16 protein-coding genes and 2 pseudogenes are annotated in these 21,292 nt (G+C 70.4%); 5 read left to right on the top strand and 13 right to left on the bottom strand.

Annotated elements, in window-relative coordinates; genetic code table 11:
- The first annotated feature begins 56 nt into the window (after window positions 1-56).
- Window positions 57-1,220 (top strand): DNA gyrase subunit B, encoded by a 1,164-nt coding sequence (locus OHS82_RS04310; protein WP_328433310.1) that lies wholly within the window; start codon window positions 57-59, stop codon window positions 1,218-1,220.
- A 42-nt stretch (window positions 1,221-1,262) separates the two neighbouring features.
- On the opposite strand, the gene OHS82_RS04305 is transcribed toward OHS82_RS04310, so the two are convergent.
- The 8 genes from OHS82_RS04305 to OHS82_RS04270 all read right to left on the bottom strand — a co-directional run bounded on the left by OHS82_RS04305 (window position 1,263) and on the right by OHS82_RS04270 (window position 10,277).
- A complete protein-coding gene (locus tag OHS82_RS04305; RefSeq protein ID WP_328433309.1) occupies window positions 1,263-2,231 on the bottom strand; it encodes a hypothetical protein in 969 nt (322 codons plus the stop codon).
- Between the two features lie 269 nt (window positions 2,232-2,500).
- A complete protein-coding gene (locus OHS82_RS04300; protein WP_328433308.1) occupies window positions 2,501-3,595 on the bottom strand; it encodes a zinc-dependent alcohol dehydrogenase in 1,095 nt (364 codons plus the stop codon).
- 39 nt (window positions 3,596-3,634) lie between these two features.
- Entirely contained in the window at window positions 3,635-4,531 is an 897-nt protein-coding gene (locus tag OHS82_RS04295) for an amidohydrolase family protein (protein ID WP_328433307.1), read from the bottom strand.
- Window positions 4,532-4,567: 36 nt separating this feature from the next.
- On the bottom strand, window positions 4,568-4,915 hold the full coding sequence (locus OHS82_RS04290; protein WP_266716942.1) for an L-rhamnose mutarotase: 348 nt from the start codon (window positions 4,913-4,915) through the stop codon (window positions 4,568-4,570).
- Complete coding sequence (locus OHS82_RS04285; protein WP_057582068.1) at window positions 4,912-6,924, bottom strand: hypothetical protein; 2,013 nt, start codon at window positions 6,922-6,924, stop codon at window positions 4,912-4,914. Before OHS82_RS04285 ends, OHS82_RS04290 begins: the two co-directional genes overlap by 4 nt.
- 107 nt (window positions 6,925-7,031) lie before the next feature.
- Complete coding sequence (locus OHS82_RS04280) at window positions 7,032-7,943, bottom strand: carbohydrate ABC transporter permease (RefSeq protein WP_079041484.1); 912 nt, start codon at window positions 7,941-7,943, stop codon at window positions 7,032-7,034.
- A gap of 58 nt (window positions 7,944-8,001) precedes the next feature.
- The gene (locus tag OHS82_RS04275; RefSeq protein ID WP_328433306.1) at window positions 8,002-8,916 is read right to left on the bottom strand and encodes a carbohydrate ABC transporter permease; all 915 of its coding nucleotides are present in this window, start codon (window positions 8,914-8,916) and stop codon (window positions 8,002-8,004) included.
- On the bottom strand, window positions 8,913-10,277 hold the full coding sequence (locus OHS82_RS04270; protein WP_328433305.1) for an ABC transporter substrate-binding protein: 1,365 nt from the start codon (window positions 10,275-10,277) through the stop codon (window positions 8,913-8,915). The genes OHS82_RS04275 and OHS82_RS04270 overlap by 4 nt, the downstream gene beginning before the upstream one ends.
- 375 nt (window positions 10,278-10,652) lie before the next feature.
- Here OHS82_RS04270 and OHS82_RS04265 point away from each other — a divergent pair, with 375 nt between their 5' ends.
- Entirely contained in the window at window positions 10,653-11,450 is a 798-nt protein-coding gene (locus tag OHS82_RS04265) for a FadR/GntR family transcriptional regulator (protein WP_057582046.1), read from the top strand.
- A 121-nt stretch (window positions 11,451-11,571) separates the two neighbouring features.
- Here OHS82_RS04265 and OHS82_RS04260 read toward each other — a convergent pair whose 3' ends face one another.
- Window positions 11,572-13,203 carry a glycoside hydrolase family 43 protein gene (locus tag OHS82_RS04260; protein ID WP_057582045.1) on the bottom strand — a complete coding sequence of 544 codons (1,632 nt, stop codon included), beginning with the start codon at window positions 13,201-13,203 and terminating at the stop codon, window positions 11,572-11,574.
- Between the two features lie 679 nt (window positions 13,204-13,882).
- Between OHS82_RS04260 and OHS82_RS04255 the strand changes: the two genes are divergently transcribed.
- Window positions 13,883-14,803, top strand: a complete 921-nt coding sequence (locus OHS82_RS04255) for an alpha/beta hydrolase family esterase (RefSeq protein ID WP_242433317.1) — start codon at window positions 13,883-13,885, stop codon at window positions 14,801-14,803.
- 183 nt (window positions 14,804-14,986) lie between these two features.
- Window positions 14,987-16,024 (top strand): annotated as a pseudogene (locus OHS82_RS04250) (arabinofuranosidase catalytic domain-containing protein); the annotation flags it as partial.
- Window positions 16,025-16,147: 123 nt separating this feature from the next.
- Here OHS82_RS04250 and OHS82_RS04245 read toward each other — a convergent pair.
- The gene (locus OHS82_RS04245; RefSeq protein WP_328433304.1) at window positions 16,148-16,909 is read right to left on the bottom strand and encodes an alpha/beta fold hydrolase; all 762 of its coding nucleotides are present in this window, start codon (window positions 16,907-16,909) and stop codon (window positions 16,148-16,150) included.
- A gap of 64 nt (window positions 16,910-16,973) precedes the next feature.
- Between OHS82_RS04245 and OHS82_RS04240 the strand changes: the two genes are divergently transcribed.
- Window positions 16,974-17,423 (top strand): MarR family winged helix-turn-helix transcriptional regulator, encoded by a 450-nt coding sequence (locus OHS82_RS04240; protein ID WP_057582043.1) that lies wholly within the window; start codon window positions 16,974-16,976, stop codon window positions 17,421-17,423.
- 343 nt (window positions 17,424-17,766) lie between these two features.
- On the opposite strand, the pseudogene OHS82_RS04235 reads toward OHS82_RS04240, so the two are convergent.
- The 3 genes and pseudogenes from OHS82_RS04235 to OHS82_RS04225 all read right to left on the bottom strand — a co-directional run.
- A pseudogene (locus OHS82_RS04235) lies at window positions 17,767-18,435 on the bottom strand (FadR/GntR family transcriptional regulator); the annotation flags it as partial.
- 89 nt (window positions 18,436-18,524) lie between these two features.
- Entirely contained in the window at window positions 18,525-19,568 is a 1,044-nt protein-coding gene (locus OHS82_RS04230) for an ABC transporter permease (protein ID WP_057582042.1), read from the bottom strand.
- Window positions 19,569-19,570: 2 nt separating this feature from the next.
- Window positions 19,571-21,172, bottom strand: a complete 1,602-nt coding sequence (locus tag OHS82_RS04225) for a sugar ABC transporter ATP-binding protein (protein ID WP_057582041.1) — start codon at window positions 21,170-21,172, stop codon at window positions 19,571-19,573.
- Window positions 21,173-21,292 lie beyond the last annotated feature (120 nt).

The raw sequence follows: 21,292 nt of genomic DNA, 5'->3' as shown, positions 1-21,292 counted from the left end.
TTTTACGAGGATTCTCGTAGGCTGGGGCCGTCTGTCGGACAGTCACGGGAGGGGCTTTGACGAGTGCGGAAGACCTGCGGTACGACGCTGCCTGTATTGAGGTGCTCGAGGGTGTCGAAGCCGTGCGGAAGCGACCGGGGATGTGGGTCGGCTCGACCGGCGAACGCGGGCTGTATGAACTGGTGTTCGAGGCGGTGGGCCGGGCGGTGAACGCGGTCCTGGCCGCCGGCGGCCGCGTCGACGTCACCCTCACGTCCGACGGCGGTGTGATCGTGGAGGACGACGGGCCGGGCCTTCCCTTCGACAGCGACGAAAACCGCGAAGTCACGGGCCTGGAAACGATGCTGACCCGTTATCAGGCCGGACGCGAGCCCGCCTGCCGGCACGTCGCGTACGTGGGGCACTTCCACGCGGGCCTGATCGTCGTCAACGCCCTGTCGGGCCGGCTCACGGCCGAGGTGCGGCGGGAGGGTGTGCGCCGGGCCCAGGAGTACGTCCGCGGTGTGGCTCTCGTCCCACCTGCCGCCGTGGGATCCACCACCACGACGGGCACGACCATCGCCTTCTGGCCCGACGCTGAGATCTTCGAGACGACCCGGTACTCGTTCGCCGTCCTGGCGGAGCGCCTGCGGCAAGTGGCCTTCCTCCACCGCGGCGTGGAGCTGTCACTGACCGACCACCGTCCGGACGCAGGAACGCGCGAAGTGCGCTTCCGATTCCCCGAGGGGGTAAGGGACTTCGTGGCCGCCCTCGACGCGGAGACCGGCTGCTCCTGCGCCGAAAACGTCATCGCCTTCGAGCATGAGGATCCCCGGATGGCGGGGACGATGGAGGTGGCCCTGCTGTGGTGCGGCCGCGACGCCCGCCTGCGCGGCTTCGCCAACGGTCGACGCACGTTCGAGGGCGGGACGCACCTTGACGGCTTCCGCGACGGGCTGGCGACGGCGGTCACGGAGTACGGACGCGACCGCGGGCTGCTGACGCCGGCCGCCGTCGACGCCGGAGCCGACGGGATCCTGGAGGGCGTCACGGCCGTTGTCTCGGTGAAGCTCGACCATCCCGAGTTCCTGGGCGCCACCCGTACGCTCCTGGGCGGTGCGGAGGTGCGCGCCTGTCTTCGTGACGCCGTCCGGGAACATGTCGGCGCCTGGCTCGTCGAGCACGCGGAGGACGCCGCGCGGATCGTCGACGGGATCAACCGGCGCGCCGACCGGGACTGAGGAACGGCGGACCGTCCCGTCGGCGTCACCCGGAGCCGGCGCTCACCATCCCGGGCGCTCGCCGTGCTGGCGGAGCACCCACTCGGCCTGAATCCGCCTCTCGTGGGCCTTGCGTTCGTCGAACAGGGTCTTCACGGTGGAGTCGGACCGCGCGAGGTGGTCGAGCGCCTCCTGGCCGAACACGGCCATGGCGCGCACGGCTTCGTCCGGTGTGTAGGGATCGGTGCGTCCGGCCGGGTCCACGGCCGCCCAGTACGCCCTGGCCTGGGCGATCGCCTGTTCACCGCGTGCCGTGGCCCTGGGGAGCTTGGCCTCGGTCGTGTCCGCACGTCCCGCGAGCAGCAGGAGCGCGCCGCCCCAGAACACGGACACGACGAAGCCCATGATTCCCAGGGCCATGAGGTCGTGGTGCTGCGGTTCCCACCACAACGCCGGAAGGGCGGCGAGGAGCAGGATGACGCCACCGGTGACGCGCGGGGTGAGACAGGGCGGAACCTCGACCTCGATGGTCCAGGCGTCGGCGGGGCGCAGGTACCCCTTGGCGACGAGTTCCCGGCGGAGCTCCCCCACGACGCTGTCGCTCGGGAGGAGCAAGGGGGAGTGCGATCCGTCGGACGCCTTGGCGATGATCCGTTGCTCACGGTTCCATGCCTGCTCCATCCTGGCGAGGGCCTGGGGGGACGGGGCACGCCCGCGGGATCTGGACTGACGCACCATCAGGTGGACGGCGTCGAACGGGTTCACGGGCTTGAGAATGCGGTGAAGCAGCATGTCGACGACGAGGGTGTCCCGCGCCCAGCCGTCGTGATAGGCGATCAGGGCCAGCGCGGTCGTGCCGAGCGAGGGCTTTCCGCCCGGGCGCGCGTCCTCGGGCTGCCGTTCGGCCGACAGGTGCCGTTCCACCGCCTCGGCCCTGATCCGTTCGGTTCGTCGCCTGTCGTTCTGTTCGTCTGCTTTGTAGAGGGCGTAGGAAACGCCCCAGACGCTCAACATCACGATCCATGCCCCCATGCGGGCCAGTGTGATCGCGCCGGCCCGCCCGGTGCAATGACTCGGGCAGGACGCCCGGCACCTTGTTGCACCATCAAATCGGTTACGCAGCACGTCTGTTGCCGTCCGACACGGCTGCGGGACGGTGCCTGCCGACCGGCGTCGGCGGCCCCGTCCCGCGGCTTCGCTGTCCATGCGCCTTCGGCCTTCGGCCTTCCGGCGGTCGACCGGAGCCGGATCAGTCCACGTTCACCACCCGCCAGAGCTGGTTGTCGGCGTTCGTGTGGCGTTCATACGGCGGCTCCCCGGGTGGCGTGTGCGTCGGCGTCTGTGCCGGCGTCTGTGTCTGCGTGGGTGGTCCGGGTGGTGCAGTCGACGAGGATCTTCATGACGTCGCCGCCGCCTTCGAGTGCCTCGAACGCGGCGGGTGCTTCGGTGAGGGGCACGATTTTGCTGATGAGGAGGTCGGCGGGGACGGTGCCGTCGGCGACGAGGGCGACGGCCTTCTCGAAGTCGCCGCGGTCGTACAACCGGGCTCCGACGAGGGTGAGTTCGCGCCAGAAGAAGCGGTGGAGGTTGATCTCGCGGGGCTTGGGGTGGATGGCGACCAGGCAGAGGCGGCCGCGTACGCCGAGGACGTCGACGGCGGTGTCGACGCCGGCGGCGGCGCCGGAGACCTCGAAGGCGACGTCCGCGCCGGCGTCCTGGGTCCATGCCCGGACGAGTTCGGGCACGTTCGCGGCGGTGGGGTCCCAGGCGGTGAGTCCGGACTGTTCGGCGAGGGCGCGTCGGTGGGCGCTGAGTTCGATCACGCGGACGTCGGCGCCGGCGGCTCGGGCGACGAGGGCGATGAGGACGCCGACGGGTCCGCCGCCGACGACGACGGTCTTCTCGCCCTCGCGTACCGCGGCGCGGGCGACGTCGTGGACGGCGACGGCGGTGGGTTCGACGAGCGCGGCGTGGTCGAGGGGGAGGGAGTCGGGCAGGCGGACGAGGGTGGTGGCGGGGACGGTCCAGCGTTGTTGCATGGCGCCGGGGGAGTCGATGCCGATGAAGTCGAGGTGCTGGCAGATGTGCTGGTGGCCGGCTCGGCAGGCGGGGCGGGTGTCGTCCCAGCGCAGGGGCATGACGGTGACGGCGTCTCCGGGCTGCCAGTCGTCGACGTCGGGGCCGACGCGGACGATGCGGCCGGACATCTCGTGTCCGAGGACGGCGGGCGTGCGGACCCGGGTGTCCATGTCCCCGTGGAAGATGTGCAGGTCGGTGCCGCAGATCCCGACGAAGGCGGGGGCCAGTTCCACCTCGCCCGGACCCGGCGGGGAGGTCTCGGCGGGCGCGGTGTCCAGGGTGCGGGCGGCGGTGTAGCGGACGGCGAGGGTGGTCATCGAGTACTCCAGGGTTTCCTTCAGCGCGGACGCCGACGGTCAGCGGAAGGCGTTGAGTCGGTAGAAGGCGGTCGCCGTGCCGGCGAGGAGCGCGTCGACCTCACTGCCGGCACAGCCGTCGAGCAGGTCGTCCACGGTGGCCGCCCAGCGGTTCCATCCGCCCGCGAGGTTCGCGACCGGCCAGTCGGAGCCGAACATCAGCCGGTCGGGGCCGAAGGCGGAGAAGAGGGCGTCCCAGACGGGCCGGATGTCGGCGGTGGTCCACGTGGTGTGGTCGGCCTCGGTGATCAGTCCGGACAGCTTGCAGACGACCTGCGGGTGCGTGGCCAGCCGTTGCACGTCGCGCCGCCAGTCCGCCAGTTCACCGCGGGCGATGTTCGGCTTGCCCGCGTGGTTGAGGACTTGGGGTAGGTCGGGGAAGCGTTCCGCCAGGGCTGTCGCCTGATAGAGCTGATGGCTGCGGACCAGGACGTCGTAGGACAGACCGCGACCGTCGACCGCGGCCAACCCCCTTTCCACGTCCGGGCGTTGCAGCCAACCGGGGTCCGTCTCCCCCTGGACGAGATGGCGCAGGGAGCGCAGACGGGAGCCGCCGGGACCGGCGAGCAGCCGGTCCAGATCGTCACCGATCGCCGGCGATGTCAGGTCCGCCCAGCCGACCACGGCTCCCATCAGCGGCTCCTGCTCCGCGAGGGCGAGCAGGTCCTCGGTCTCGTGCACGTCCGGCAGGCACTGCACGACCACCGTGCGGTGCAGTTGACGGCCCGCGATCGGCCGGGTCGCGGTGGCGCGCAGGTCGTCGGGGGTGAAGGTGCGGCTGATCGATGCCAGGGCGGGGTCGTCGAGCCAGGGCTGCGGACGTCGGCCGAGGTCCCACAGGTGGTGGTGGGCGTCGACGAGCGTGGGCGCGGGGGTCGGGGCGGGGTCGGGGATCACGTCGGGTTCCAAGTCGGTCGTCCGGTGCGGACCCTGTCAGGCGGCGGCGTCGTCGCCGGGCGGGTCGAGGTGCCAGATCTCGGTGAGTTCCGTCCACTGACGTGAGCCGCCCCGGTCGGGCCACGGCTCCTGGCAGGGGTCGGTGAGCTTCCACCACTCCTGCGTCTCGGGGTCGGCTTCGAGGGTGGCCATGTCGGCCTCGAAGTCGTCGCCGTGATACTCGAGGTAGGCGAACAGGACGTCGCCGTGGAGGAAGATGCCGAAGTTGCGGATCTGCGCCCGGTGCAGGGCCGCTTCGACGCCGGGCCACACGGCGGAGTGCAGTGCGAGGTACTCCTGGCGGTGCTCGGGCCGGAGTCTGATGGTCTGGGCGATGCGCTTCATGCCGTGCTCTCCTCCGTGCCCGGGCAGGGCTCGTCGGCCGTGGTGTCGAACGGGGTGCGGTAGCTGGGGGTGTGGGTGCGCAGGGCGAGCCGCAGGACGAGCTTGATCCGGGTGGACGCGGGCAGCCGGACGGTCAGGAAGGGGCTGTCGCAGGACAGTTCTTCCTCGGTGACGACGGGCTCGGTGTGGCCGTAGTCGTACATGTCGCCGATCCAGCCGTCGTCCGCGCAGGTGGTGTAACGGACGCCGGTGATGGTGTGCTCGGCGAAGGCGCCGGCCTGGACGATCACCGTGCGGCCGGTCTCGGGGGCGAGGTTGACGAGTTCGACGGTAGTGGCCTCGGGGTCGATGGAGGTGACCAGCGCGGCCACGTCCTGGGGGAGGCCGGCGCGCCGGGCGTCGGCGTCGTGGTAGCGCAGCCGGGCCTGCTGGAGGCCGCCGTTGTAGAGCACCTGGGGGCCGCCCCAGGTGAGCTGGACGAGGGCCTCGGTGGCGACGGGGTTCGACTGCTGCCAGACGTGGATGTCGGCCTCGGGGACGTCCAGGTCGCGGTAGCGGTCGATGCGCCGCAGGCGGTGGCGGATCTGGGCCTGGGCGGTGGCGAGGATGCGCTCGGGGTAGCCGGGGTCGTCGCCGGCGAGGAAGGCGAACCACGCCTTCTCGTGCCCGGACTCCTCCTTGGCGCGGAACGGCCGCAGGGTGCGCCAGTCGATCGCCTCGGCCTCGCGCAGGTCCTCCAGCCGCTCGCGGTCGGCGTCCGAGGCCGAGTGGTGCCACAGGGCCACCGGTACGGGCGGGGTGGTCGGGTTGTAGTCGAACCAGCCGGTGTCGTTGTGCCGGAACGGCACGTGGAGCGTGGGGATGTCGGCGTCCGGGCCGAGTTCGACCGCCCACTTGGCGGGCAGGCTGGAGTCGGATTCGGTGTGGGGCATCACCTTGCCGCGGGCGATGAGCGAGTCGAGCGTGGTGCGGACCACGGACAGGAAGTCGTCGTCCCCGGTGACCGTGGCCGCCGCGAGCGCCGCCACACAGGCCGCGGTTCCGATGCTGTGCCAGCCGTGCGGCCAGGACCAGCCGTAGTGGCCGCCGTACCAGCGGCCTTCAAGGAGGCCGCCGACGACTCCGTCCGGGCTGACGTTGTCGGGGATGACGCCGTCGTTCGCCTCGGTGCGCTCCCGCCACGCGCCGACGTACTCGACGATCCAGTCGCGGTAGCGCTCGTCGCCGGTCAGGATCCAGGCGTTGAGGACCAGACCGGTGGCGCCGAGGTTGAGCGCGGTGTCGCCGACGCCCATCCGGTCGCGCATCTGCGCGCCGAGCCGCGGGTCTGCGGAGAGCGGGTACGGGCCGCCGTCGGCCTCGGGGATCCAGTCGAGCGGGTACCCGTAGGTGTCGGCCTCCTTCTGGAGCCAGGGGTAGACGTCGCCGTCGAACAGGCCCGTGCGGTCGGGGTCGCTGCCGTTGTGCGCGCGAGTGATGATGCGGTGGGCGGGGTCGTAGTTGCCCTTGGCCGGGTCGACGTACAGCTCGGCGAAGCGCAGGGCGCGTTCGGACCAACGGTCGGGAGCGGCCATGCAGAGGAAGTAGAGCAGGAGCAGGCTCTCGCCCTGGTGGAACCAGTCGTAGCCGCGTTCGTACTCGTCGCGCAGCATGTCCAGCTCGGTCAGCTGCCGGGTCACGCCCTCCCAGTGCTTCTCGCTGGCGGGCAGCAGGTCGTCCGCGCCGCCGAGCAGGTACAGCTGGGGCCAGTTGAAGAACACCTCGTAGAAGTCGTCCACACCGTCTCGGGTGGTGAGCCGGCCCGTGTAGTTCAGGCGTCCGTCGGGGCCGGTGAAGTCGCGGGCGAAGCGGCGCCAGGCGTGGTCGAGCAGGTCGAACAACGACCGTTGGGCCAGGGCCCAGCCCGGCGGTTCGAGCACCGGCACCTCGGCCTGGACCTCCGGCGGCGAGGCCGGGCCGACGGCCGGGGCGTCGTCACCCGACGTGCGGTCGGAAGGGCTGAAGGGCATGGCGGGGTTCTCCGATCGGGCTGGCGGCGGGATGCGCACGCCGGGTACGACGGTGGGGCGGACGATCACCGGCCCGGGGCGTCCTGGCCCGGAGCCGTCGAGCGGGTCTATTCCTTGGTGGCTCCGGCGAGCATCCCGCTGACCAGGAAGCGCTGGGCGAACAGGAAGACGACCAGTACCGGTGTGATGGCCAGCAGGGTGGCCAGGGCCAGCTGCGGGCGCTGGATGGCGAGGGTGCCGACGGCCGGGTTGAAGGACGGCACGTTGCTGAGCAGGCTTCCGACGCCCACCTGGATCGGCATCTGGTCGCTCTCGGGGAGCATGACGTACGGCAGGAAGTAGTTCGTCCAGTTGGCGACGAAGCTGAAGAAGCCGACGAGCGCGATGACGGGGGTGGCCAGCGGCAGTGCGATGTGCCGGAAGACGCCGAACTCCGAGCAGCCGTCCATCCGCGCCGCCGCCAGCAGGTCCTTCGGCACGGCGGTGGTGAAGTAGATGTAGGTGAGGTACACGCCGAACGGGTAGAACGAGTACGGCAGGATGATCGACCACATCGTGCCGATCAGGTGCACCGCGTTGATCTCCAGGAACAGCGGCACCACCAGCGTGGCGGTGGGCATGAGCATCACGACGAGCGTCGAGACCAGCAGGGTGTGCCGTCCCCGGAACTCGGTCATCGCCAGGCCGTAGCCCGCAGGTACGGCCACGCAGAGGGTGATGACCAGGGAGATCACCGCGTACAGCGTGGAGTTGCCCAGCCATTGCATGAGGGCGTTGTCCTGGAAGGCGGTGAGTCCGTCCCAGTTGGCCTTGAAGGCGTGCCAGGAGCCGAAGGACAGTGGGTTGCCGTGGACGAGTTGCTGGTCGGTCTTGGTCGACGCGAGGACGAGCCAGAGCACCGGCAGCACGAAGAACACCAGGAAGACGAGCAGTACGGAGCCGGTCAGCAGGCGGGGCACCAGGCGGCGCGGAGGACGGGGACGCCGCGGTTTCGGTGACTGACGGTGGGTTCGGCTCATGACGCTGGATTCCCGTTCCGTGCGTGGCGGTGCGGCGGCCGGTCCGGCGGTGGTGGTCTCAGTCGGCATCGAAGAACCCCGATCGTGCGACGAAGACACCGGCGACCGACACGCTGACGACCAGGAGCTCCACCGAGACCGCGGCGGCGCCGTTGATGTTGTTCATCTGGAAGGCGAAGTCGTAGGTCAGCTGGTTCAGCGAGTAGTCACGTCCCGCGACGCCCGTGCTGGCGAGGGAGAGCAGTTGCGGCTCCACGAAGAGCTGGGCGCCGCCCGCGAAGGCCAGGATCACCATGTAGACGATCCACTTGCGGAGCATGGGGATCTGCACCCGCCAGGCGGTCTGCCAGGCGTTCGCGCCGTCGATGCGCGCGGCTTCCATGACGTCCCTGGGAATGTTGTTGAGGGCGCCGTAGATGACGACGATCCAGCCGCCCGCCCCGGTCCAGAACGCGATGATCGTGAACAGCAGGGGCAGGTTGCCGGGGGCGATGACCTCACCGAAGGTGTGGAAGCCCAGCGTGCCGAGCAGTGAGCTGACGGGGCTGACCGTCGGGTCGAGCATGAACAGCCACACCAGGACACTGGCCGCGCCGGCGAGGGCTCCGGGGATGTAGAAGAGGAACCGCAGGGACTTGCTGACGGCGCCTGACGAGAGACGGTGCATGAGCAGGGCCAGGCCCACCACGAACACCACGAGGGAGGCCAGCCAGAACACCAGGTACAGGGCGACATGACTGACGGCGTCCATGAAGCGGAAGTCCTGCGCCGTGGTGACGAAGTTGTCGAAGCCGCTGAAGGCGCCCCCGGCGTCGGTGAAGGCGAAGTAGACGGCGTACCCGGTCGGCAGGATGCCGAACGCGATCAGCAGGAGCACGTAGGCGGCGACGAAGGCGATGCCGGCCCGGCCCTGCCGGTCGGCGCCGCGTGGGCGCCGGCGGGCAGAGCCGGACGAGGAGCGGCTGAGCGTCACTGGGAGACCTTGTATCCGTTGGACTTGGCGTACTTGACGATGGAGTCCTGCCAGGCCGGCAGCATCGACTCGATGGACTTGCCCTGCGTCAGGCCGGGCTTGACGGTGGCCGCCCAGATCGCCTCCTGGCTGAACTGGCCCGAGCCCCACCCCGGCCAGACCTGGCTCGACGCGTCCTGCAGCGCGCTCAGGTCCCCGGTGAGGTAGCCGACGCCGCCCTGCGCCTTGAGCCACTTCTCGGCGGCAGGCCCGTAGGCCGGATAGCCGGGTGCCTTCTGGGCCTGGTAGGCGTCGTCGGTGGTGACCCACTTCAGGAAGTCGGTGGCCGCCTTGATGTGGGCGGAGTGCTTGGACAGCAGCCACGTGCCGCCGCCGACGTTGCCGGTGGTGGGAGCGGTCTGCCCCTTCCACAGGGGGATGGGAGCCACGCCGATCTGCTGGGCCGGCACCTTGAGGGTGTCCTTGAACACCGCGCCGCCGTACCAGGCCGGGCCGGGCATGAGCAGCACCTTGTCGGCCTGGTTCTTGCCGAAGTCGGTGCTGAAGACGCCGCTGATCGACATCGACTTGTTCTTGATCAGCACGTCGAGGAGCTTGGCCATCTTGGTGCAGGCCTCACTGGTGGTGTTCACCGAGACGGACTTCGGACCGGTGATGTCGTTGGCGCCGCACTGACTCGCCCACAGGTAGATCTCGGGAGTGAACGAGTCGCCCGCGTCACCCACGAGGAAGCCCGGGTGCTCCTTGGCCACCTTCTCGCCGAGCGCCTGGTAGTCCTCCCACGTCGTCGGCACGGTGTAGCCGAACTTCTTCATCAGCGGCGCGTTGTACCAGAGCACCGCCTGGGAGAGGTCGTTGCGCAGGCAGTAGAGGGTGTCGTTCACCTTGCAGACGTCGTTGGCGCCCTTGGCGAACTCCGCGAGGGTGGTCGCGGGTATCAGACCCTTGTCGAGGGGGGCCGCGAAGCCCGCGTCGACCGCCCACGTCACCTCGTTGTTCTGCGAGCTGAAGACGACGTCCGGCCAGCCCTTGCCGGTGCGGTTGAACAACTGCACCTTCGTCTGGAGGTAGTTCGAGCCGTTGGCGTCGCCGTCGTAGCTGACGATGTCCAGCTTCACGTCCGGGTGGAGCTTCTGATACAGCTTCGCCGCGTCCATGCGGGTCGCGTCCACCCAGACGGTCAGCGCGCCGTCCTTCTGCGGCGCCTGGGCGAAGCCGTCCTTGGTGGTCGTGGCGGCGGTGCCGCCGTTGCCACAGGCGGTCACGGTGAGCAGCACCGTGGCCGCGCACCCGGCCAGCAACGCCGAACGCTTGGCGTTGAGCGCTCTTCTCCGGCCGGACGAAGGCTTGTTGACGGTCATGAGTGACTCCACTGGGTGTGCGGGCGCCCCGAACAGGTCGGGGAGGTGGCGCGTGGATGGGCCGACGCCGGGGCCGTCCCGGGCGGGCGTCGGGCACTGAAGGCGGCTGTTCCGCTGCCGACCTGGAAGAAATTAGCCGCCCTATCAAGGGGTCCGTCAAGAGTCCGTGCAAGGTTCCTTTGGTGGATTTGCGGGCGATGGCCTTGAGTGTGAGCGGCTTTCTGAGGAGTATGTCTGATATTTAACTTTTTGCGTGCCGAATTTCCTCTGAAGATCTTCGCCTAAATGAGTACGACTCATTCTTCGTGTGGGGTACGATGGGCTCGGCCTCACAGCGATCAGTCGCTCTGCCGCCGTCACCGGGAGGAAGCACAGATGAACGACACGCCAGCCACGGAAGCGGCCTTGCCGGCGCAGGCCCTCCCCGCCGCCCCCGCAGCGGTGAACGGCTCGGGCGAGCGGCGTGACTACCGTCCCGGTTACGAGGTCGTGGCGGAGCGGCTCCTCGAGTACATCGCCGAGGCGCGACTGGTGGCCGGTGACCGGCTGCCCACGGAGAACGACCTGGCCCAGACGCTCGAGACCAGCAGGGCGGTCGTGCGGGAAGCCGTGAAGATCCTCTCGGCGCTCGGCCGGGTGAGGGCCCACAAGGGGCGAGGCCTGTTCGTCGCCGACGACGAGGGCATGCTCATCACCAGTCGTTGGGGAGGCTTCTTCCGCCCCGTCGACATCGACCACGTCCTGATGCTGTTCGAGTTCCGCAGGGTTCAGGAGATGGCCGCCAGCAGTCTGGCCGCGACCCGGGCCACGCCGTCGGAACTGCGCACCATCGAGATCGCGATGCAGCAGTGCCGGCACGGGTTCACCGAGCGTCAGGTCGACGTTTTCAACCAGGCCGACGACGACTTCCACGCGGCGCTCGCCGCGGCCTCGCACAACGCCTTCCTCGTCAGCGCCGTGCGCGACGCACGGCGACTGCAGCGGCAGTCCAGCGCCATCGGCATCCATGACTCGCTCGGCGAGAACACCCTGTCGGCGGTCGAGGAGCACGAGGCGATCTACCGGGCCATCCGTGACGGCCGGCCCGACGAGGCCGCCGAGGCGACCGCGGCACACCTCGACAGGACTCTCGAGGACTACCGGCGCGAGATCCAGCGCCGCCTGTTCGGATAGGCCCGAGCCCCGACGTCGTGCGAGGGCCGGCGCGAGGGACGGCGTTCCCCGCGCGGCGGGGTGCGGGTGATGGGCGCGCTCGCCGGCGGGCAGGTGAACGGCGCGGGGGAGGCCGAGCGGTTCAGGGAGTGGACAGTTCGAACCGCGTCACGCGGACGGAGCCGCCGAGCGCCTGGGTCGCGTGGTTGAAGAGGGCGAACCGGTAGCCCATGAAGAAGCGCCAGTCGTTGCCCAGGGAGAACGCGGGGCCGAGTCGCGTGAAGGCGACGCCGTCGGCGCTGTAGGAGAAGACGCCGGGCCGGGACGCGCCGGGACGGATGTCGGCGCCGGCCCGCAGCCAGAGGCGGCCGCCGCTCGGCACGCTCGCGCTTGCGCGGACGGTCCCCGTTCCGGTGGTCTTCCAGTTGCCGTCCATGGTCAGCCCGTCGACCATGACCAGCCGGGTGACACCGCCGTCGCGCTGGAGCCCGATCCACGCGGAGGAGTCGCGCAGCAGCGCGAGACCGGCCCGGTCGCCGTCCCGCATCGCCGAGTGCTCGAGCTGGATCGTCGCGGTGGACGTGGGGCCCTGGATGCGGTGAGTGAGCGTGTTGCGGGCGCCGTAGAGGTCGTTGGTGACCGTCGCCGTGCGCAGGGTAAGTCCGTTGCCCGCGGACCACCTGCTGTTGTCCGGGTTGTGGTTCCACTCCCATTTAGGCTTGAGGGCCGTGCCGTCGAAGGTGTCGACGCCGGTGAGGGGAGTGACCTGACGGGGCGGGGCCGGCACGACGGGGCTGGGATACGACGTGCCCCAGGCGCCGTTCACGAGCTGCAGGACGGGCCAGCCGTCCGCGGTCCAGGTGACGGGGGCCAGGGCCGGCATCCTTCCGCCGGGATAGGCGTCGACGAAGGCCATGTAGTACCAGGCCCCGGACTGCGTCCGTACCAGCCCGCCCTGGTGCGGAACGCCTCCGCCCTGCACCGGCCCGGGCAGGTTGAGCAGGACCTGCCGCAGTGTGTAGGGCCCGAAGGGGCCGCTGGTCGACTTCAGGATGTACTGGCCGTTGGCGGGGCGGGTCAGGAAGATGTAGTAGTTCCCGTTGATCTTGTAGAAGCGGGAGCCCTCCAGCGTGCCGATGCTGGACGGCGTGCTGAACACCTGCTGCGACCGCACCTGACTGCGTCCGTCGGGGGACAGCTGGGCCACGCTGATGGCGCTGTTCCCGTACGCGACGTACAGGGTGTCGTCGTCGTCCACCAGCAGCCCTGCGTCGTAGTAGACCTGGCCGAGTGCGGCGTGCCTCTTCCACGGGCCCTCGACGGACGTGGCGGTGTAGACGTAGGTCTGTGCGAAGTCGATCTGGCCGAGCCAGTAGAAGGTGCTGTTGCCGGGACGGTAGGCCAGCGACGACGCCCAGATGCCTCGGACGTAACCTCGGCCGCCGTTCAGGTCGTACTTGGACCCGAAGTCGAGCACGGGCACGGAGTGGCCGGCGATCTCCCAGTTCACGAGGTCGTACGAGCGGAGCACGGGAGCGCCGGGCGAGTAGTGCATCGTCGACGCGGAGCAGTAGTACGTGCCGCCGACGCGGATGATGTCGATGTCGGCGAAGTCCTGCCAGATCACCGGGTTCGTGTACGAGGCCGCCGCCGCGTCCGTCGTTGCTGCTCGTGCCCGGCTCGCCGGGCCGAGGGGCGACAGGGCGCCGGCGGCCATCCCGCCGGTCACCGCCAACGCCGTGCGGCGACTTACCGAATGGTGTGCATGTGTCATGTGGCTCACTGCCCTTCCGGGTGGGCCTGCGGCGTGGTGGGGGTCGGGCCGGCTGTGTGCGAGCTGTGGCGTCGTTCCGTATGTCGAACACTGATTGAATCCATGAACGTCCTCGGATCATAGAAGCCCCTGACGGTGCGTCAATCCCTTTCGCATCATTCGCTGTGAAACTCGAAATATTTCGTTGCGGCTTCGCCCGGTGAGACCGTTCCGGCTCGCGCCGGAGGGGTCACTGACGGCGAACTCCGGCTCTGACGGGGTGTATTGGCTGGAAAGGAGGCGAATCTACAAGCCTTCGACGTCGAATCATGTGGTGTCTCTTGACGATCGCTGCGGGATTCCTATCATCCAGAGGTGTCCGACTCGACGATCCACGTTCGGTATCACGAACGCTTGAGGCGATTCGGTCTCACTCCGACGACCCGGCGCCGCACCCTCGGTCCGGGTCCGGAGGATCACGCGCCGCTGCATTCAGCGTCATCCGTATCCGTAAGGGCAACCGACCTCGCCCCGCAGTCCGGCGCGCCACCGCCGATCCTTTGGCCCCTCGGCCCGTCGACGGCCAGGGTGGTCGTCCCGGGCGGCCCGACGCGAGCGAGGGCGCCGTATCAGTCGACGTGGCCGCCACCGAACACCGCTGACGGCACGTCACCAGTGACAGACCCGCGGAAGGAGTCTCGTGAAACCGAGGCGCAAGGCATGGCCCGCCGCGCTCGCGGCAGTCGTCGCCCTGGTCATGGGTACGACGACGGCGTACGGCAGTTCGTCCGGCGGTCCGGAACCCTCAGCTCCCAGGGCGGCCGCGGCGACAGCCGGCTGCGGCAGGGCCCCCGGGCTGACGAGCGGTACCCACACCGTGCAGAGCGGCGGCAGGAGCCGCAGCTACACCTTGAAGGTTCCGGACAACTACGACCGCAATCGCTCCTACCGTCTGGTCTTCGGGTTCCACTGGCTGGGCGGCAACGCCACCGACGTGGCCACGGGCCGGACGGTGGAGAGGGGCGCGTGGGCCTACTACGGGCTCCAACGACTGGCGAACAACAGCACCATCTTCGTCGCGCCCCAGGGACTCGACAACGGCTGGGGCAACGCGGGCGGTGAGGACGTGGCGTTCGTCGACACCATGCGCACCCAGATCGAGGCCGCTCTGTGCGTCGACACGGCACGGCGCTTCGCCGTCGGCTTCAGCTACGGGGCCGCCATGAGCCATGCCCTCGCGTGCGCCAGGCCGACGGTGTTCCGTGCGGTCGCGGTGCAGTCCGGCGGACAGCTCAGCGGCTGCAGCGGCGGCACCCAGCCGGTCGCGTACCTCGGGGTGCACGGCATCAGGGACAGCGTCCTCGGCGTCTCCGGCGGGCGCGCACTGCGCGACCGGTTCGTCCGCAACAACGGTTGCGCCGCCCAGAACCCGCCCGAACCGGCACAGGGAAGCCGCAGCCACCGGGTCACCGCCTACTCCGGCTGCTCGTCCGGCCATCCGGTCGTATGGGCCGCGTTCGACGAGGGCCACATCGCGGCTCCGCAGGACGGGGCGGGCGGAGACAGCGGCTCCAGGACCTGGGTGCCGGGCGAGATCTGGAAGTTCTTCAGCCAGTTCTAGGACCTTCACGACCTCGCCCGGGGTCGATGCACCGGATCGGCCCGAGCCACGAGGCGAAGGGCCGGACTGCGCGCACCGCACCGGCGCCGAGCGCGGGGCCGCACCTCCCGTCCCGCGCGACACAGACTCCGTCCCCGAACAAGGAGCGCGCACATGACTGACCGTCATCAGTGGCTACGCCGAATGCCGCTCGCCGTGGCGGCGACCGGAGCGGCGGTCGCGTTGAGCGCCGGGCTGCTCACCGGCACGGCCTCGACCGCCCAGGCCGCCGGCACCGGACCCTGCGACATCTACGCCTCCGGCCGCACCCCGTGCGTCGCCGCCCACAGCACGACCCGTGCCCTCTACGGCTCCTACAACGGCCCGCTCTACCAGGTACGCCGAGCCTCCGACAACGCCACACGTGACATCGGCGTCCTCAGCCAGGGCGGGTACGCCAACGCGGTCGCACAGGACTCGTTCTGCGTCGGCACGACGTGCCTCATCACCGTCGTCTACGACCAGTCGGGCAGGGGCAACCGGCTCACCCAGGCCCCTCCCGGCGGATTCCCCGGCCCCGCGCCGGGCGGTTACGACAACCTGGCGAACGCGGCCGCGGCTCCCCTCACGATCGCCGGCCACAAGGCGTACGGGGTGTTCGTCGCCCCCGGCACCGGCTACCGCAACAACAACACCAACGGCGTCGCGAAGGGCGACCAGCCCGAGGGTATGTACGCCGTCCTCAACGGCACCCACTACAACGGCGGTTGCTGCTTCGACTACGGCAACGCCGAGACCAACAGCCGGGACAACGGCAACGGCACCATGGAGACCATCTACTTCGGCAACAACAAGGTCTGGGGCTACGGCGCCGGAAACGGACCCTGGATCATGGCGGACCTCGAGAACGGCCTGTTCTCCGGGGTGAACCGGCGCTTCAACGCCAACGACCCGAGCATCAGTCACCGGTACCTGACCGCCGTCGTCAAGGGCGAGCCGAACCACTGGTCGATCCGCGGCGGCAACGCCCAGTCGGGCGGACTGTCGACGTTCTACAACGGGCCGCGGCCCAACGTGTCGGGCTACAACCCGATGAAGAAGGAGGGCGCCATCGTCCTCGGCATCGGCGGCGACAACAGCCACGGAGCCGCCGGTACCTTCTACGAAGGCGTCATGACCTCCGGCTACCCGTCGGACGCCACCGAGAACGCCGTACAGGCCAACATCAACACGGCCGGCTACGGCAGGTCCTGACCGGCGCCGGCTTCGGCGACGCCGCCGGGTGACCCGCCGTCAGGAGGCAGGTCCGCGCCTTGCCCTCGGCGCCGCCCGGGCTGTTGCGGCGGCGTGTCCCGCCGGAGTTCCTCAGCGGCGTGCGGTCTGTGCGGCGAAGGCGTCGAGCAGGGCGAAGGTGCGTGCGGGCTGTTCGAGGTGGGGCAGGTGGCCCGCTTCGGCGACCGCTGCGAAGCGGGCGTTCCCGAACGACGCGGCGTACTCCTTGCCGTAGGCCGGCGTCGCGATGCGGTCGCTCTCGCCCCACAGGACGAGGGTCGGGACGTCGACGGCCGCGAGGCGGGGCCGCAGGCCGGGGTCGCTCATGCCGGGGCCGCCGGAGAACACCCGCAGGGCGGCCATGTTGGCCTGAGCGACGGCGAGGCGCTCGGCCGGCACGGTCGCGGGATCGACGTAGAAGCGCTCGGAGTCGTGGAACGCGTGCTCGGCCACGCCTCGCGCGTCGAGGGCGAAGAAGTCCTGGACGGGTTCGCCGGCGACCTCGATGCCGACCGCGTTCAGCATGATCAGTCCGCTGATCAGGCCTTCCGTGTCGGCCGCGGCCAGCTCGGCGCCGATCCAGCCGCCCAGCGAGGAGCCGACGACCAGGACGTCGGACAGACGTCGGTCGCGCAGCAGGCGGAGGTAGTCGGCGGCGAGGTCGGCGACGTTGCTCAGGTCGTCGGGTAGAGGGGTGCCGTTCCAGCCCGGGTGGGTGGGCAGCAGGGTGGAGGCGGTCGCGGCGAAGTGCTCGGCGATCGGGGCGACCGTGACGGGGCCTCCGCCACCGTGCAGAACGAGGACGGGGCGGCCGTCGGCGGGGCCGGATTCGATGAGTGTCAGTGGCGAAGTCATGACGGGGACTCTAAATAAAGATGTTTATATAAGCAAGTTGAGTCAGGCTGCTAGCCTGGTGTGCATGGCCGTTGAACTACAGATCCTCGGAAGGGCCGTGAAGGCCGTTCAGTACCGCCAGCACCGGGCGCTCGACAGCCGCCTCGCGTCGATCGGCAGCACCCTCGCGCAGTGGGACGCGCTGCGGGCGGTCGGTCGCCGGCCGGGCGCCAGCGCTCGGGAGCTGGCGGCCGCAACGTTCCAGAGCGAGCAGGCGTTCGGCACACTCGCCGGACGGCTGGCGGCGCAGGGGCTGGTGGACCGGCGCTCCGGGCACGGCCGGCGCATCGAGCATCACCTCACCGCCGAGGGGCGGCGACTGCTGAAGGAGGGTCACCTGGTGGCCGACGCGGTGCTCGCCGAATGCTTCGAGGGGCTGGCGGAGGCCGAGCGGGAGGCGTTGCTGGGGCTGCTGCTGAAGATCGAGGGGCGGGGCAAGGGAGAAGACGCACCCGAGGGCGTGGCCGCCGAGTAGCGGCTCGCCCGCAGAGAAAGGGCGAGCCGGCAGGGGAGGGCTCGCAGCGCCGACGGCCCTGGCTGAGCGGCCGGCGCGTGCAGGGTGCGCCGCCCGAGGCCGCGTCTCAACGGGTCGGCGTGACCCCCGTGCGCTCGTGGTGCGGGCCGGAACCCGATCGGGCGGCCGGTGCCGCCGGACCTGAGACGGCGCCCGGGACGCGGGCCGGGCCGCCGTCCGCACAGGGAGGGGCAGGGTCCGCACGGGGTGCGGCAGGGGTCGGGGGGGAGGCGAAGGGGACGGCCTCGGCGACGGGGGAAGGGCCGACGGGGTCGGGGGCCTCCGATTCGTCCGAGACGTCGGTCAGGCTGGCGGCCAGCCACTGTTCGACGGCGGTGATGTGGACGGTCGCGGCGGACGCGGCGAGCAGGGCATCGCGTGAGATGAGCGCGGCGAGGATCTGCTCGTGGTCCCGATGGGCGTGGTCCAGGGCGTGACGGGTCCGGCTGCCGCGGACGATGCGGACGCGCTGTGTGCGGGTGGAGACCACCTGCAGCAGCATCGACAGCACGGGGTTGCCGACGGCTTCGACGATCCTGAGGTGGAAGGCCGTGTCGTGGGCGACGAACTCCTCCACCGTGGCCACGGTCCGGGACCGGTCGAGGATGTCACGCAGTTCCCGGAGGTCCTTCGGCGTCAGCAGCGCCGCGGCCAGTCCGGTCGCCTGCGGTTCGAGCAGCCGGCGCACCTGCAGCAACTGCAGAGCCGCGTGGCCCTGGGAGACGTCGGCGGCGAAGGAGAGGGTCTCCAGCAGGAGATGGGGTTCCAGGCTGGAGACGTAGGTGCCGTCGCCCTGGCGGGTGATCAGGATCCGCATGGCGGCCAGCGCACGGACGGCCTCACGCAGCGAGCTCCGGGACAGCCCGAGCTGTTCGGCGAGTACCTCCTCCTTCGGCAGCCGGGAACCGGGCGCGAGCTCGCCGGCGACGATCATCGCCTTGATCTTGTCGATCGCGTCGTCCGTCAGTGCCACGCGCGTGCCTCTCGGTGCTGGGGGGGTGGGTGGTGCGGGGGCTCTGCCGGGCCCGGCGTGGCGCCGGCGGAGCCGCAGGTGGGAGGCGGTTACTCCTGCTTCTCGCCGGAGGCGAAGCGGGAGATGATCAGGGCGACGATGATGATGGCGCCGTTGAGGAACTGGTTCCACAGCGGAGGCACGCCCGCCAGCGTCATGACGTTCACGACCAGCTGCAGGGTGAGGACGCCGGTGAGGGCGCCGAACACCGAGCCCTTGCCGCCGTTGAGGCTGACCCCGCCGATGACGGTCGCCGCGAAGACCTGGAAGATCCAGCCGCTGCCCTGGGTGGCGGAGATGGAGCCGTAGTGGCCGCTGTAGAGGATGCCGGCGAACGCGGCGAGGACGCTGCCGAGGATGAGGACGACCCACACGATGCGGTCGACGCGGATGCCCGCGGTACGGGCCGCCTCCGCGTTGCCGCCGATCGCGTAGAGCGCCCGGCCGTGACGGAGCCAGGCCAGTGCACTGCCCCCGATGGCGAAGAGCAGTGCGCACACCCAGATGGCGGCGGGCATGCCCAGCCAGGACGCCTTGCCCAGGTAGGTGAAGGACGACGGCAGCTCGACGATGGACTGACCTTCGGAGAGGGCGACCTGCAGACCGCGGAGCATGGTCAGGGCGCCGAGCGTGACGATGAAGCCGTTGAGGCGCAGCTTGAGGATGAGGAAGCCGTTGACGGCGCCGATCAGCGCGCCGACCAGCAGGCAGAGCGGGACGGCCGTCCACTCGGGGAGGAGGCCGAGCCCGTTGAACCGGCCGCCGCTGGAGGGCAGTACGAGCCAGACGGCGATGACGGGAGCCACGCCGATGGTGGACTCCAGAGACAGGTCCATCCGTCCGGCGATCAGGATGAACGTGGTGGCGAGCACCAGCAGACTCAGCTCGGTGGACTGCTGGGCCACACCGATCAGGTTGTCGGCGGTGAGGAAGGCCGGCGAGACGATGAACCCGATCAGGCCGAGGACGAGGATGGCCGGGACCAGGGACAGCTCACGGAAGCGTCCGAGGTCGACCCGGCGCCGGACGGCGTCGCCGCCGGCCGGCCCGGCCTTGCTCGCGGTGGGCTCGGTGAGATCTGTGGTGGCGGACATGACTACCTTCCGTGCTCGTCTGCGCCGGATGAGGCGGACAGAGGTGACGCGATGACGTGGGTGGTGCCGTCGGAGACGCCCTCGATGGCGGCGACGACGTCCTCGTCCTTCCAACCGCGGGCGAACTCGGCGACGACCCGCCCGTGGAACATGACGACGACCCGGTCGCAGGCCTTGAGGTCGTCCAGCTCGTCGGAGACGATCAGCGCGGCCTTGTCGTCGTCCGCGACCTGCCGGATCCTGGCGAGCAGGAACTCCTTGGACTTGACGTCCACGCCGTTGGTGGGCCGGATGGCCACCAGCACGTCGGGGACGGTGGCCAGGGCGCGCGCGACGACGACCTTCTGCTGGTTGCCGCCGGAGAGGGCGGAGACCGGGGTGCCGGCTCCGGGCGTCTTGATGTCGAGGTCGCGGATCATGTTCCGGGCGAACGCCCTGGTCCGGGCGGGGAGCACGGTGCCGAACGGGCCGAGCTGGTCGGTGACGGTCAGGGTGGCGTTCTCCGCCACGCTGCGGTTGCCGACCAGTCCCTGGAGGTGGCGGTCCTCGGGGACGAATCCGACCCCGGCGGCGAGCGCGGACGGCACGCTGCCGGTGCGCACGGTCCTGCCGCGGACCGAGATCCGGCCCGTCCTGGCCCGGTGCAGCCCGGCGATCGCCTCACCCACCTGCACGTTGCCGCTGGCCGTCGCCCCGGCGAGCCCGACGACCTCGCCCGAGCGGACCGCCAGGGAGATGTCCTCGCAGGCGCCGGGCAGCGTCAGCGCCTCCAGCGTCAGCAGTTCCGCGGCGTCCGTCCGGTCGGCCCGGGGGCGGCCGGCGCCGGCGACCACGCCGGCCGACTCGCCGGTCATGGCCTCCACCAGGGCCTGGTGTCCGAGCTCCGCGACGGGCGCGGTGAGGATGTGGGCCGCGTCGCGGTAGACGGTGACCGTGGTGCAGAGGTCGTACACCTCTTGCAGATGGTGCGAGATGAAGAGGAACGCGACGCCCTGGCGCTGGAGGTCGCGGAGCTTGTCGAACAGCCGCTCGATGCCACGGGCGTCGAGTTTGGCCGTCGGCTCGTCGAGGATGATGAAGCGCGCGCCGAAGGACAGGGCCCGCGCGATCTCGACGAACTGACGCTGCTCGACGGTGAGGTCCCTGGCTCGCGCGGCGGGGTCGACGGCCACGCCGTACTCGCCGAGCAGCTCCTCGGCGCGCCGGCGCAGCTGCTTCCAGCGGATGGGCCGGACGGCGCCGCCGCTCTGCCGGTTGAGGAAGAGGTTCTCCGCGACGGTCAGCTCACCGATGATCGTGGAACGCTGGTAGACGCAGGCGACGCGGGAGCGCCAGGCGTCGATGTCGCCGACGGCGGGGGCGGCCTCGCCGGAGAATCGCAGGCTTCCGGTATCGGGCTGCTGGAGACCGGTGAGGATGGACACGAGTGTCGACTTGCCGGCGCCGTTGCGTCCGACCAGGGCGTGCGATTCGCCGGGGGCGACGGCGATACGGGCGTCGCGCAGTGCCACGGTCGCGCCGAATCGTTTGCTGATGCCGGTCGCCTCGGCCACCGGGGCCGGGGTGCCGGGGCCGGCCGCAGGGGCGGTCGCGGTGTCCGCCATGGTGGATACCGTCCTTCGTGTACGGGGGCTGGGACCGGGGGGCGGGGTGTGCACCCGTGCCGACCGGGGGCGGGCGTCGGGCGTGGTCCGTCCCCCCGGCACGGCGTGCTGGGACTGCCG

Origin of the sequence: Streptomyces sp. NBC_00425, from assembly GCF_036030735.1 — a bacterium.
GTDB lineage: Bacteria > Actinomycetota > Actinomycetes > Streptomycetales > Streptomycetaceae > Streptomyces.
This window is presented reverse-complemented; position numbering and strand designations above follow the sequence as displayed.

What these genes read in the sequence shown, in the direction of transcription:
- OHS82_RS04305 (WP_328433309.1), bottom strand. Translation starts at nt 2,231, where the DNA reads ATGGGGGCATGGATCGTGATGTTGAGCGTCTGGGGCGTTTCCTACGCC.
- OHS82_RS04300 (WP_328433308.1), bottom strand. Translation starts at nt 3,595, where the DNA reads ATGACCACCCTCGCCGTCCGCTACACCGCCGCCCGCACCCTGGACACC.
- OHS82_RS04290 (WP_266716942.1), bottom strand. Translation starts at nt 4,915, where the DNA reads ATGAAGCGCATCGCCCAGACCATCAGACTCCGGCCCGAGCACCGCCAG.
- OHS82_RS04285 (WP_057582068.1), bottom strand. Translation starts at nt 6,924, where the DNA reads ATGCCCTTCAGCCCTTCCGACCGCACGTCGGGTGACGACGCCCCGGCC.
- OHS82_RS04280 (WP_079041484.1), bottom strand. Translation starts at nt 7,943, where the DNA reads ATGAGCCGAACCCACCGTCAGTCACCGAAACCGCGGCGTCCCCGTCCT.
- OHS82_RS04270 (WP_328433305.1), bottom strand. Translation starts at nt 10,277, where the DNA reads ATGACCGTCAACAAGCCTTCGTCCGGCCGGAGAAGAGCGCTCAACGCC.
- OHS82_RS04265 (WP_057582046.1), top strand. Translation starts at nt 10,653, where the DNA reads ATGAACGACACGCCAGCCACGGAAGCGGCCTTGCCGGCGCAGGCCCTC.
- OHS82_RS04260 (WP_057582045.1), bottom strand. Translation starts at nt 13,203, where the DNA reads ATGACACATGCACACCATTCGGTAAGTCGCCGCACGGCGTTGGCGGTG.
- OHS82_RS04245 (WP_328433304.1), bottom strand. Translation starts at nt 16,909, where the DNA reads ATGACTTCGCCACTGACACTCATCGAATCCGGCCCCGCCGACGGCCGC.
- OHS82_RS04240 (WP_057582043.1), top strand. Translation starts at nt 16,974, where the DNA reads ATGGCCGTTGAACTACAGATCCTCGGAAGGGCCGTGAAGGCCGTTCAG.
- OHS82_RS04230 (WP_057582042.1), bottom strand. Translation starts at nt 19,568, where the DNA reads ATGTCCGCCACCACAGATCTCACCGAGCCCACCGCGAGCAAGGCCGGG.
- OHS82_RS04225 (WP_057582041.1), bottom strand. Translation starts at nt 21,172, where the DNA reads ATGGCGGACACCGCGACCGCCCCTGCGGCCGGCCCCGGCACCCCGGCC.